The organism is Pseudomonas quasicaspiana, from assembly GCF_021147825.1.
In the GTDB taxonomy this organism is placed as follows: Bacteria; Pseudomonadota; Gammaproteobacteria; order Pseudomonadales; family Pseudomonadaceae; genus Aquipseudomonas; species Aquipseudomonas quasicaspiana.
This window is the reverse complement of sequence record NZ_JAGTPI010000010.1, coordinates 22941-34934: the sequence shown is the minus strand read 5'-3', so window position 1 is coordinate 34934 and position 11994 is coordinate 22941. Positions and strand designations below refer to the sequence as shown.

The 11994-nt window shown below is 56.3% G+C and carries 13 protein-coding genes, 1 tRNA gene and 2 pseudogenes; 12 read left to right on the top strand and 4 right to left on the bottom strand.

Translation table 11 applies throughout. The features are described 5' to 3' along the window. Positions 1 to 224: 224 nt before the first annotated feature. From dapA to KDX30_RS09020, 8 genes are all read left to right on the top strand, one after another. Positions 225 to 1103: a 4-hydroxy-tetrahydrodipicolinate synthase gene (gene dapA / locus KDX30_RS09055; RefSeq protein WP_027899150.1), complete on the top strand. Its 879-nt coding sequence runs from the start codon at positions 225 to 227 to the stop codon at positions 1101 to 1103. Positions 1104 to 1121: 18 nt separating this feature from the next. Further along, a complete protein-coding gene (bamC, locus tag KDX30_RS09050; RefSeq protein ID WP_231675576.1) occupies positions 1122 to 2237 on the top strand; it encodes an outer membrane protein assembly factor BamC in 1116 nt (371 codons plus the stop codon). After that, the gene (locus tag KDX30_RS09045) at positions 2238 to 2996 is read left to right on the top strand and encodes an MBL fold metallo-hydrolase (RefSeq protein ID WP_027899152.1); all 759 of its coding nucleotides are present in this window, start codon (positions 2238 to 2240) and stop codon (positions 2994 to 2996) included. It abuts the gene before it with no gap. A 28-nt stretch (positions 2997 to 3024) separates the two neighbouring features. Further along, entirely contained in the window at positions 3025 to 3738 is a 714-nt protein-coding gene (purC, locus tag KDX30_RS09040) for a phosphoribosylaminoimidazolesuccinocarboxamide synthase (protein WP_077571533.1), read from the top strand. A gap of 92 nt (positions 3739 to 3830) precedes the next feature. Beyond that, positions 3831 to 3920 (top strand) — tRNA-Ser (locus KDX30_RS09035). A 131-nt stretch (positions 3921 to 4051) separates the two neighbouring features. Continuing rightward, positions 4052 to 4447: a type VII toxin-antitoxin system MntA family adenylyltransferase antitoxin gene (mntA, locus tag KDX30_RS09030; RefSeq protein ID WP_231675575.1), complete on the top strand. Its 396-nt coding sequence runs from the start codon at positions 4052 to 4054 to the stop codon at positions 4445 to 4447. Next, positions 4437 to 4859, top strand: coding sequence for a type VII toxin-antitoxin system HepT family RNase toxin (gene hepT / locus KDX30_RS09025; RefSeq protein ID WP_231675574.1), 423 nt, complete (start codon positions 4437 to 4439; stop codon positions 4857 to 4859). Before mntA ends, hepT begins: the two co-directional genes overlap by 11 nt. A 513-nt stretch (positions 4860 to 5372) precedes the next feature. Next, positions 5373 to 5600: a hypothetical protein gene (locus tag KDX30_RS09020; RefSeq protein WP_099269093.1), complete on the top strand. Its 228-nt coding sequence runs from the start codon at positions 5373 to 5375 to the stop codon at positions 5598 to 5600. A gap of 120 nt (positions 5601 to 5720) precedes the next feature. Here KDX30_RS09020 and KDX30_RS29715 read toward each other — a convergent pair. The 4 genes and pseudogenes from KDX30_RS29715 to KDX30_RS09000 all read right to left on the bottom strand — a co-directional run. Next, positions 5721 to 5812, bottom strand: a pseudogene (locus tag KDX30_RS29715) (HAD family hydrolase); the annotation flags it as partial. Positions 5813 to 5865: 53 nt separating this feature from the next. Continuing rightward, positions 5866 to 6150, bottom strand: a complete 285-nt coding sequence (locus KDX30_RS09010; protein ID WP_099269095.1) for an addiction module antidote protein — start codon at positions 6148 to 6150, stop codon at positions 5866 to 5868. Positions 6151 to 6153: 3 nt separating this feature from the next. Next, entirely contained in the window at positions 6154 to 6447 is a 294-nt protein-coding gene (locus KDX30_RS09005; RefSeq protein WP_027899161.1) for a type II toxin-antitoxin system RelE/ParE family toxin, read from the bottom strand. A gap of 336 nt (positions 6448 to 6783) precedes the next feature. Further along, positions 6784 to 7434: an HAD-IA family hydrolase gene (locus tag KDX30_RS09000; RefSeq protein ID WP_231675573.1), complete on the bottom strand. Its 651-nt coding sequence runs from the start codon at positions 7432 to 7434 to the stop codon at positions 6784 to 6786. A 370-nt stretch (positions 7435 to 7804) separates the two neighbouring features. Between KDX30_RS09000 and KDX30_RS08995 the strand changes: the two genes are divergently transcribed. From KDX30_RS08995 to KDX30_RS08980, 4 genes and pseudogenes are all read left to right on the top strand, one after another. After that, entirely contained in the window at positions 7805 to 9493 is a 1689-nt protein-coding gene (locus tag KDX30_RS08995) for an NAD-dependent malic enzyme (RefSeq protein ID WP_099269098.1), read from the top strand. Positions 9494 to 9799: 306 nt separating this feature from the next. Next, a pseudogene (locus KDX30_RS08990) lies at positions 9800 to 10417 on the top strand (methylated-DNA--[protein]-cysteine S-methyltransferase); the annotation flags it as partial. Positions 10418 to 10564: 147 nt separating this feature from the next. Beyond that, positions 10565 to 11698: a ribonuclease D gene (gene rnd / locus KDX30_RS08985; RefSeq protein ID WP_099269100.1), complete on the top strand. Its 1134-nt coding sequence runs from the start codon at positions 10565 to 10567 to the stop codon at positions 11696 to 11698. Further along, positions 11695 to 11988, top strand: a complete 294-nt coding sequence (locus tag KDX30_RS08980) for a YcgL domain-containing protein (RefSeq protein WP_027901859.1) — start codon at positions 11695 to 11697, stop codon at positions 11986 to 11988. Before rnd ends, KDX30_RS08980 begins: the two co-directional genes overlap by 4 nt. The last annotated feature ends 6 nt before the right edge of the window (positions 11989 to 11994 follow it).

Below are 11994 nucleotides of genomic sequence, written 5' to 3'. Positions count from 1 at the left end.
GTCTGCCTGATTACCGAAGGCAGGCTGCAACAGCGCTGGAGCAGGGGTTCTGACGATAAAATCGACCGATTGAAGGAGGCGCGCAGATGACCAGTACCGATCAAAGAACGAAGGGTAGCGAAAACCATCGCTCAGGGGAATGCTCACAGCGTGGTACTTCGCTTGTACTAGGCTGATAGCGCCAGTACCATTACCGCTCTCTTTTTCCGGCAGGAGCGGTTTGCATGATTGCGGGCAGTATGGTGGCACTGGTCACACCCATGGATGCACAGGGACGTCTGGACTGGGACAGCCTGAGCAAACTGGTGGACTTCCACCTGCAAGAAGGCACCAACGCCATTGTTGCCGTTGGCACCACAGGTGAATCGGCCACGCTCGATGTGAACGAACACATCGAAGTGATCCGTCGTGTGGTCGATCAGGTTGCAGGTCGTATTCCTGTCATCGCAGGTACCGGCGCAAACTCCACGCGTGAAGCGATCGAGTTGACCAACAACGCCAAGCGCGCTGGCGCCGATGCGTGCCTGCTGGTCACGCCGTATTACAACAAGCCGACCCAGGAAGGGCTGTATCAGCACTTCAAGACTATCGCCGAAGCGGTCGATATCCCGCAGATTCTTTACAACGTGCCAGGCCGAACAGCCTGCGACATGCTGCCTGAAACCGTCGTGCGCCTGTCCACGGTGCCGAATATCATCGGTATTAAAGAAGCTACGGGCGACCTGCAGCGTGCCAAGGCCATTCTGGCCGGTGTCAGCAGCGACTTCCTGGTGTATTCCGGTGATGACCCTACGGCGGTCGAACTGATTCTGCTGGGCGGCAAGGGCAATATTTCCGTAACGGCCAACGTTGCACCGCGCGCCATGAGCGAGCTGTGTGCCGCCGCCATGCGCGGGGATGCCGAGACTGCGCGGGCCATCAATGAAAAGCTGATGCCGCTCAACAAGACCCTGTTTATCGAATCCAACCCTATCCCCGTGAAATGGGCCCTGAACGAAATGGGTTTGATGCCGGACGGTATCCGTCTGCCGCTCACCTGGCTGAGTCAGGCCTGTCACGAACCGCTGCGTCAGGCCCTGCGCCAGTCCGGCGTTCTGGTTTAATTGAGGAAGCATTACGCAATGAAGCGATTGGCCGGACTTTCCGCACTTGCCTTGATTATCTCCAGCACCAGCGGTTGCGGTTGGCTCTGGGGTGAAGATGGTTACTTCCGTGACCGTGGCAGCGATTACCTCGAAGCACAGCAAACTGCACCGATGCAGATTCCGCCGGGTGTCTCCGAGACGAAGCGTCTTGACCCTCTGTTGCCGATCCCGCGCAACGTGGCGGACGACACCGCCAAAGGCGAATTCGTAGTTCCTCGCCCGCAACCGCTGTCGACCGTAGCGGACTCCAGCGACTTCAGTCTGCAGAAGAGCGGCAACAACAGCTGGGTGCTCGCTCAGCGTGCGCCTGCCGAAGTCTGGCCAGTCGCGCATCAGTATTTCGAGGATAACGGTTTCCGTATCGCCGAAGATCGCCCGCAAACTGGTGAGTTCAGCACTACCTGGCAGCGTCTGGACGAGCTGTCCGCTGCCGTTGCCAAGCGCCTGAGCGCGAGTGGCACGGCCTCTGATGCTGAAACTCGCGTGCGAGTGCGTATCGAGCCAGGCGTGCAGCGCAACACCAGTGAAATCTACGTGGTAAGCGCCGAGCGCCCAGCCGGTAGCTCCGCTGATGTCCCGTTCACTGATCGCGCTACCAACGTGGCACTCGATGCCGCACTGACCGATGACATGCTGGCCAGCCTGAGCCGCAGCTCTGCCCAGGGCGGTTCCGTATCGCTGCTGGCAGCGCGTGACTACGACACCCCAAGTCGTGTCGCCTTGAGCGAAGACGGTAGCGGCAACCCGGTTCTGAACGTCGGTTCGGATCTGGATCGCGCATGGTCCAGCGTAGGTCGAGCCCTGAATCAGGGTGAATGGCGCGTTGAAGACATCAACCGCAGCCTGGGTCTGTACTACATCAACCTGGCAGAGCGGGCTGATACGCCTGAGAACAAGCCTGGTTTGTTCGGCCGCCTGTTCGGCAGCAAGGAAACCAAGGAAGAGATCGATGCCCGTGCCGAGCGTTATCAAGTGCGCTTGAGCAAAGTGGGTGACAACGTTCAGGTTACCGTCGAGAAGAACATCAACACCGTCGCGCCGGCAGATGTTGCCCGTCGCGTACTGGGTGTCATTCAAGACAACCTGGGTTAAGTGCGTTTCGCAGTATTAGGCAGCGGCAGCCAAGGGAATGGCACGCTGGTAGCCAGCGGCAATACCCATGTGTTGGTGGATTGTGGTTTCTCCCTGCGGGAAACCGAACGAAGACTGGCGCGGCTAGGGCTTAGCGCGCATCAGTTGAGCGCGATTCTGGTGACCCACGAACATGCCGATCACGTGCATGGCGTGGGTTTGCTGTCTCGGCGCTACAATCTTCCGGTGTACATGAGTAGCGGCACGGCGAGAGGGTTGCGCAAGCCTGTTGAAGTCGCCGGGTATCTGGCAGGCGGCCAGGATTTGCAACTGGGGGCGTTGAACATCCATGTGGTGTCCGTCGCTCACGATGCCCTTGAACCGACGCAGTTCGTCTTCACCGACGGCACGCGTCGCTTCGGCCTGCTGACAGATCTGGGGTCGTACTGCCCGACGGTGCTGCAAAGCTACCACGGCCTGGACGCCCTGATGATCGAGTCCAACCACTGCAGGGACATGCTTGCTCGCGGTCACTACCCATACTTCCTGAAGCAGCGGGTCGGTGGCAGCGAAGGACATTTGAACAACCATCAGGCCGCAAGCCTGGTGAACGAGCTGGGCTGGCAGGACCTGCAACATCTGGTACTGGCCCACCTCAGCAGCAAGAACAACCTGCCGCATCTGGCCCGGCAATGTTTCGTCGACACCCTCGGGTGCGATCCGGACTGGTTACAATTGGCCGATCAAGATTCAGGGCTCGACTGGCGACATATCGCCTAGCCCAACTACTTAGCAAGCGGAGCCCATCATGGAAAAACGTGAAGAACTCTACCGCGGCAAAGCCAAATCGGTTTACAAGACCGACGACGCTGACCGCTTGATCCTGCTGTTCCGTAACGACACGTCGGCGTTCGACGGCAAGCGTATCGAACAACTGGACCGCAAAGGCATGGTGAACAACAAGTTCAACGCCTTCATCATGCAGAAGCTCGAAGCAGCAGGCATTCCGACCCAGTTCGACAAACTGCTGGCCGACAATGAAGTGTTGGTCAAAAAGCTCGACATGATCCCGGTCGAATGCGTCGTGCGTAACTACGCTGCGGGCAGCCTGGTCAAGCGCCTCGGCGTCGAAGAGGGCCTCAAGCTCAACCCATACACCTTCGAGCTGTTCCTGAAGGACGACGCCAAAGGCGACCCGTTCATCAACGAATCCCACGTCGTGGCATTCGGTTGGGGCACCGCCGAGCAACTGGTTCGCATGAAAGAACTGTCGCTCAAGGTCAACGAAGTCCTGAGCAAACTGTTCGATGACGCCGGTCTGCTGCTGGTCGACTTCAAACTCGAATTCGGCGTGTTCAGCGACGGCTCCATCGTCCTGGGCGACGAATTCAGCCCGGACGGCTGCCGCCTGTGGGACAAGGACACCAAGAAGAAAATGGACAAAGACCGCTTCCGCCAGGGCCTCGGTGACGTTATCGAAGCCTACGAAGAAGTCGCCAACCGTCTAGGCGTACCGCTCTAAGACGGAAAAGTAACGCAAGCGCTTGATAGCACGAAAAAAAATCAGCAAAAGGTATCGCCTTCTGCGATTGAACTGTTATGATGCGCGCCGTTGGAGAGATGCCGGAGTGGCCGAACGGGACGGATTCGAAATCCGTTGTACTGGCGACAGTACCTAGGGTTCAAATCCCTATCTCTCCGCCATACAAATGAAAGCCCCAGAAGTTATGCTTCTGGGGCTTTTTTGTTTTTGAACGGTTGTCAGGGGGATTGGGTGAGACCTTGATTAACGGTTCTGTTACGGTCTGTCCGAGTCACTCTCTGAGAAGCTGCAGATGAATATTCAGAATATATTGGAGCATGTGCGAAGCCGGTTGCCAGGTTTGCTAGCTGTTTATATTTTTGGAAGTCAGGCCAATGGTCATGCCAACGCGGAAAGCGATCTGGATATCGCCGTTTTGGTTGCTGGCAGTCTTGACCCTGTTGACCTCTGGCGTCTGGCAGGTGAGATCGCAGATATTGTGAATCTTCCTGTCGATTTGATCGACCTGCGTACGGCTTCGACAGTTATGCAATATCAGATTATTACCAAGGGCCGCCGAGTTTGGGCTAAAAATGAGGCCGCAGGAGTTTTTGAGGCTTTTGTGCTCAGCGAGAAAACTTCACTGGACTCCGCCAGGTCGGGATTACTCGACGATATCCGAAAGAAAGGGATTGTTCATGGTCGATGATGTGCTAATCAATAAAGCAGCTTCTATTGAGCGCTGTGTCCAACGGGTGCGGGAAGAGTACGAAAAAAATCCCGCAACTTTTGAGTTTGATTTCACTCGTCAAGATGCCGCGATACTCAACATTCAGCGTGCCTGTGAGGCTGCTCTGGATATGGGGCAACACCTTATCCGTCGTGAGGGGCTTGGGATTCCGCAGAGTGCTCGTGATGTCTTTGAACTGCTCCATCGCGGCGGATGGTTGGACGCATCATTACTAACCGTCATGAAAAACATGGTGGGATTTCGAAATATCGCAGTCCATGAATATCAAACTCTGCAGCTGCCTATCACTGTCGCAATCATCACTCAGCATTTGGGCGATTTCATTTTGTTCAGTTCGGCAGTCCTGCGCAGGGATGCTGGCGCTCAATAGCGACAGCAAATTCTCGTTGTAGGCATTGAACGCAGGAGGTAGCGCTTAATCATCTGGCGCGACTTTTTATGGATTACGCAGATTTGTCATTTCGGCGAGCGTTGGCACTCGGCGTAGACGGTGGGGTATTGATGCGTGAATTGGGGTGATGGGTTAGACGGATAGAGGGCGCTGTTTGTGTGTGCCTGATGCTTCGCGGCGATTGAATCGCGGGCAAGCCTCGCTCCCACAAGTTCTGTGAGGTCCAAGTCACCACGTCGTCAATCGGCTTGCGGGCAAACAGAGGGTTCGCTCAAGTCAATCTGCTAACGCAGTCCCGTTGAAGTGTAGGAATCGTCCTGTTTTCCTCAGGTTGATAGTCGAGAGCCTGGAGATATGAATAACTACCGCAGTCGCCAATTGGAATTGGCTGAAGATGAACCTGAATCCACTCGGCATAACGAGGGAAATCAGTTTCAGGGGCGCAGGCTTATATAGGCGCTCATTTCAGGGGAAACCATGCAGGAACGCGTCATGACTGAAACCGAGCTCGAAAAAACCAAAGCCGAGATCGACAAAATATTAGCTGAAGCTCGCAAGCTCGTTTTGGAGGCTGACAAGCTTGGCGCTGAAAAAACCAAGCTCAATGCTGAAGCTCGCAAAATGACTCGCGAAATCTTCTGGTATCCCGTCGCAATTGCCATCGGCATGATTGGCGCAGTGTCCACGGTAACGCTGTTGCTGGCCAGGCTACTCAGCTAATCGCTTTTTGCTTGCATCCCTTCTGGTGGTGAGTACCTAATAAGCCCCAATCCCTCAGCGTCAACAACCACCGTCACCCCTTCATAGCTCGCCAGCGTCGCGTGCGTCGTCTCTATCTCATGCTGCGTCAACGCCATGACGTTCACCCAGTGATTCCAGACCCGCTCGGCGGCGACGATGGAATTGAGCAGCTTGCCGTCCAAGTCTAACAGGAGTGCCTAGAGCGTCGGTTGTTGAGCATGGCTACCTCGGACTGGGATTCTGGTTAAGGACGATGAGTGACCAGCTTGATTCCGAGTGCAGTTAATACTTTCAGTACTGTGTCAAAGCGCGGCTTTGCACCTGGAGCCAAAGCTTTGTACAGACTGGCTCTGCCAAGTCCTGAATCCTTGGCTATCTGAGCCATGCCACGTGCTTTTGCTACATGGCCCACGGCACGAATCAGTTCGTCCGTATCACCATCAGCAAGAACCTGGGAGAGGTATTCGTTGATCGCCTCGTCGCTGTCAAGGATCGCTGCCATATCAAACGGCACTAGGGTAGTGGACATTTATCAAACCTCCTTCGCCATTATTTTTGCCTGCCTTATATCACCCGGCTGAGTTGATTTATCCCCGCCGACCAGGAGCACGATGATCGTACGGTCCCGGGTGGTGAAATAGATTCTGTATCCTGCGCCGACATCTACGCGCATCTCGGACACTCCTTCGCCGACGGCTTTCACGTCTCCCAGATTACCTGCCGATACGCGCTCAATACGTCGCGCTATAGCGATCCTGGCCCGTATGTCGCGCAAGCCTGCGTGCCAATGGGTGAAAATTTGTGTCTGCTGTATTGTGTACGTCACTGCCAAGTGTATCCGACTGGAGACAAGTTTTCGTCGTTTTTTAGGTTGGCGATATTCGCGCAGGCGAGTTCATTCGAGCTCGAATTCGGCTATTTATCGAGGAGAAGGGCTGGACGAAATATCACAACGGGGCGGAGAGCTTAGGCTGGCAACCTGTATCGCGTGCGGTAGATACCTACCGCGCTTGGTCTCATGGAGTCGATGCTGGAGAGGCTGGAGAGGTTGCTGATGAGTTTTTATGGTATTCCATGGCAGTCGCCGCTGGAATTTTTATCACGATCGCGACGATTACTATCTTAGTAGTCAGGCTCTTGAGCGCGGGCTGTCTTTCCTGCTTTAAACCCGCATCAATCCCAACCCTTCAGCGTCAACAACCACCGTCACCCCTTCATAGCTCGCCAGCGTCCCGTGCTGGGTCTCCATTTCATGCTCATGCGTCGCCGTAATCACAACCACACTCGCGCCTGCTGCTTCAGCCGCTGCAATGCCTGCGGGTGCATCTTCAAATACCAGACAGTCTTTCGGATCAACACCCAGTCGTTTGGCTGCAAGCAGAAAGCAGTCCGGGGCGGGTTTGCCTTGGCTGACGTCCTCAGCGGTGACGATGTTGACCGGTAATTTCAGTCCAGCAGCTTTCAGGCGCGCTTCGGCCAAGGCGCGTGGGGCGGAGGTGACGATAGCCCAACGCTCTGGCGGGAGAGAGGCGAGGAGGCGCGCGGCGTCGGGTACTTCGATGACGCCTTCTACATCGTCAATTTCAGCCTGGGAAATGGCATCGGCTTCCAGCTCTGGGTCAACGCCGGGCAGGTTGAGGTTGCGGATGGTGTCGATGCATCGCACCCCGTGGATCGTGGGCAGGAAGGTTTTGACGTCCAGGCCGTGGCGTTCTGCCCAGTGAGTCCAGACCCGCTCGGCGGCAACGATGGAGTTGAGCAACGTGCCATCCATGTCGAACAGGAATGCCGAGAAGCGTCGGTTGTTGAGCATGGGTTACCTCATTGAAATGGGGAAGATACGCACGATTTTGTAGGAGCTGCCGAAGGCTGCGAAATAGGGTATGTCAGGAAAACGCCTTCGCAGCCTTCGGCAGCTCCTAAAGGGGTCAACATATTCCGTGACAATTCCGAGTTTAACCAGCAGCGCCGGGGCATTCGAGTCTGATTTTTTGCCATCCTTTCGCCATGTAGTAGCGGCAAATTGTCGCAACACGATTTTGCGCGAGTAAGATGTGCACCTTGATTTCACGACCCCCGATTTTTCGGGGCTGGCTCTGATGCGCTCTGCATGGAGATTCCAGGTTGCCAGCCTTGGTTGTACGGACTGAATACGAGTAGACAAGAAAAGGCGATAACTGAAAATGACCAAGACTTCGCGACCTTTATATATTTCCTATGCCGGCCCTTCGCTGCTGGAAATGCCCCTGCTGAATAAAGGCAGTGCTTTTACCCCGCAAGAGCGGGTCGAATTCAATCTGATCGGTCTGCTGCCGCAAAACGTAGAGACGATCGAAGAGCAAGTCACGCGTGTATACAGCCAGTATCAGCAGTGCGCGAGCGATCTGGATAAGCATATTTATCTGCGTTCGATCCAGGACAACAACGAAACGTTGTTCTTCCGTCTGCTGGATTCCCACCTCGATGAAATGCTGCCGATCATCTATACGCCGACGGTAGGGCAGGCGTGTCAGGAATTCTCCAAAATCTATCGCACTCACCGCGGTCTGTTCATTTCCTATCCGGATCGCGACCGCATTGATGACATTCTTCGTAGCGCCACTAAAGACCGGATCAAGATCATCGTCGTGACGGACAGCGAGCGAATTCTCGGTCTGGGCGATCAGGGCATCGGCGGCATGGGTATTCCAATCGGCAAGCTGTCGCTGTACACCGCGTGCGGCGGGGTCAGCCCGGCTTACACGTTGCCTATCGTGCTGGACGTCGGCACCAACAACCAAGAGTTGCTCGACGACCCGATGTACATGGGCTGGCGCAACAAGCGGGTGACCGGCAAAGAGTACGAAGACTTCATCGCGTTGTTCATCGAAGCCGTTCAGCGTCGCTGGCCGGACGTGTTGCTGCAGTTCGAAGACTTCGCCCAGACCAACGCCATGCCGTTGCTGGACAAGTACCGCGACGAGCTTTGCTGCTTCAACGATGACATTCAGGGCACCGCGTCGGTGGCGGTGGGGACTTTGCTCGCCGCCTGTAAAGCCAAGAATGAAACCCTCGGTCAGCAGCGCGTGGTTTTCCTCGGTGCAGGTTCGGCGGGTTGTGGTATTGCCGAGCACATCATCGCCGCGATGGTGATTGAAGGCCTCACCGAAGCAGAAGCTCGTAAGCGGGTAATGATGGTGGATCGTTTTGGCCTGCTGACTGACAGCATGGACAACCTGCTGGAATTCCAGAAGAACCTGGCCCAGAAAGCGGGTGACGTTGCGGGCTGGTCGAACGGTGCGGGTTATCCTGAACTGCTGGACGTAGTGACTAACGGCAAGCCGACTGTGTTGATCGGTGTTTCCGGCCAGCGTGGCCTGTTCACCGAGCAAATCATCCGCGAGATGCACAAACACTGCGCCAAGCCGCTGGTCATGCCGCTGTCCAACCCGACGTCTAAAGTCGAAGTCACCCCGCAGGAAGTTCTGACCTGGACCAACGGCGATGCATTGGTGGCTACCGGTAGTCCCTTTGCGCCAGTGACTGTGGGCGATCGCACGTTCCACATTGCACAGTGCAACAACTCCTACATCTTCCCGGGCATCGGTCTGGGTGTTATCGCGGCAAAAGCCACGCGGATCTCCGACAAGATGCTCATGGCGGCGTCCAACGCGCTGGCTGAGTGTTCGCCGATGGTGACGGGCAAGGGCGACGCAGTATTGCCGCCGCTGAAGGAGATTCAGGAAGTCAGCAAGAAGATCGCTTTGGCGGTCGCCAAGCAGGCTCAGGCGGACGGTGTGGCGCTGGAAACCACCGAAGAGTTTCTGGTTGAGGCGATCCAGCGTAATTTCTGGCAGCCGAAATACCGGGCGTATCGTCGCAGCGCGGTTTGATCGCGGGCTGACGGGATGAGCTAAAGCCGCGACAGGTAAACCTGTCGCGGCTTTTTTATGGGTTTAAAATGAAACAGAGTCAACGGTCTGAAATGCAATCTCTGTGGGAGCTGGGCTTGCCCGCGATAAGGCTTGCCCGCGATAAGGTGGGTGTGATCTGAAGTGAATCGCGTCCAGCCTTATCGCGGGCAAGCCCAGCTCCCACAGGTTCGGTGTTTGCCGTTAGAAAGCGCTGAGTCATGGGCTCCGCGCGACTATCAGTACCTATATAAAACACAGGAGCATCCGTTGGAAGGAATCGACAAGGCAGGAACTGAACAGATCTTCGCCTTCAACGCCGCCCTGAAAACCCTGCTGCAAACCCGGCCAGCAAAGCCTTCCACCGGCGAGCCGCTGTATTTCAAAATCTTGCCAACGCCCCTCGGCCCAATGCTCGCCATGGCGGAAAAGCGCGGGTTGGTGATGCTCGAATTCCTGGATCGGCCGATCCTGATGCGTGAGGTCGAAGAGCTGCGCAGCCGTTTCGGCTATTTGATCGGCGCGGGAGACACGCCGCATCTGCTGCAGATCGAAGACGAACTGAAACGCTACTTCGAAGGCTCGCTGACCCGCTTTGAAGTCCCGCTCCACACTCCGGGTAGTATTTTTCAGAATCAAGTATGGGAAGCGTTACGTCAGGTGCCTTATGGCACCACCTGCACCTATGGCGAAATAGCGCTGTTGCTGGGCAAGCCAGGCGGCAGCCGTGCGGTCGGGCTGGCCAATGGCAGCAACCGCATGTCCATCGTTCTGCCGTGCCATCGGGTGATCGGTGCAGACGGCTCGCTCACAGGTTATGGCGGCGGCAAGCATCGCAAGGAATTCCTGTTGCGTCTGGAGCGCGTAAAGCTCCAAATCGACGAACAGGGCCAGTTGGCGTTCTGAAGGTCGGAACGCTGGCCCGATGAACGGTCAAGAATTGCCCATATTACCTGCAAATCCAGGATGAAGATGTTTAACACTTGCAGGACAGATGCGCGGTAATTGCCGAGTGCGATATATACTGCGCGCCATTCTTCAAGGGAGAGCCGTGTGGCCATCGATATTCACTGGATTCGCGACGACGACAGCCTCGCCCTGCATTGCGCACAGTGGCAGTCGCTGCCCTTTGTTGCACTCGACACCGAGTTCATGCGGGTCGACACTTTTTACCCTATCGCGGCGTTGCTGCAGATCGGTGACGGCACCAGCGCGTGGCTCATTGACCCGCTGCTGATCAATGACTGGCGGCCGCTGGCTGCACTGCTGGAAAACCCTGACGTCATCAAAGTGGTGCATGCCTGCAGCGAAGACCTTGAGGTTTTGTTGCGTCTGACTGGCAGCCTGCCCGCGCCGCTGTTCGATACTCAACTGGCGGCTGCTTACCTGAACCTGGGTTTCTCCATGGGCTACTCGCGTCTGGTTCAGGACGTCCTGAACATCGACCTGCCTAAAGGCGAGACCCGTTCGGACTGGCTGCAGCGTCCGTTGTCCGAAACGCAGATCAGCTACGCAGCGGAAGACGCGGTGCATCTGGCCGAGCTTTACAGCCTTCTACGCCCGCGACTGTCTGACGAAAAATACGCGTGGTTGCTAGACGACGGTGCCGAGCTGGTTGCCAATTTGCGTCGCGATGTTGATCCGTATGAGGTTTACCGCGAGGCCAAGCTGGCCTGGAAACTGTCCCGCGCTCAGTTGGCAGTCCTGCGCGAACTGTGTGCCTGGCGTGAGCGTGAGGCCCGTGCCCGCAATGTGCCGCGTAACCGCATCTTGCGCGAGCACTCGCTGTGGCCGCTGGCAAGGACTCAGCCGGACAGTCTGGCGGCGCTGGCAAAGATTGATGACATGCACCCCAAGACCGTGCGTCAGGATGGCGAGTTTCTGCTTAACCTGATCAAGACAGCCAGCAGCGTGCCGCCGGATCAATGGCCGCCAGCGCTACCTGAGCCTTTGCCGATCGAAGCCGCGGCCGTGATCAAGACACTCCGTGCCGTTGGCCAGCGCTATGCCGAACAACTGGATATGGCGTCAGAGCTGATGTTGCGCAAAAAGACCCTGGAAGCCCTGCTTAAAAGCGGTTTCCCTAACGGCCCCTATCAATTGCCCGATTCGCTGCGTGGCTGGCGTCGCGAATTGATGGGCCAGGCGTTGCTCGATAGCCTGGCCAACGCAGGAGAACAGCAGTGAAGCGTATTTGCTCGATTTACCGCAGCACCAAAAGAAATGAAATGTACCTGTACGTGCTCAAGAGCGATGAGCTCAAGCGCGTACCGCCTGAATTGATGGTTGCATTCGGCAAGCCGTTTCACGCATTCGATCTGGTATTGAGCCCGGAGCGAGCGTTGTCTCGCGAAGACATCAACAAGGTATTGGAGAACCTCGACACCCAGGGTTATCACTTGCAGATGCCGCCAGCGGAGGACGAGTACATCGAACACTTGCCCGAAGAGCTGTTGCGCCGCAATGATCCGGTCTGAGCCCAA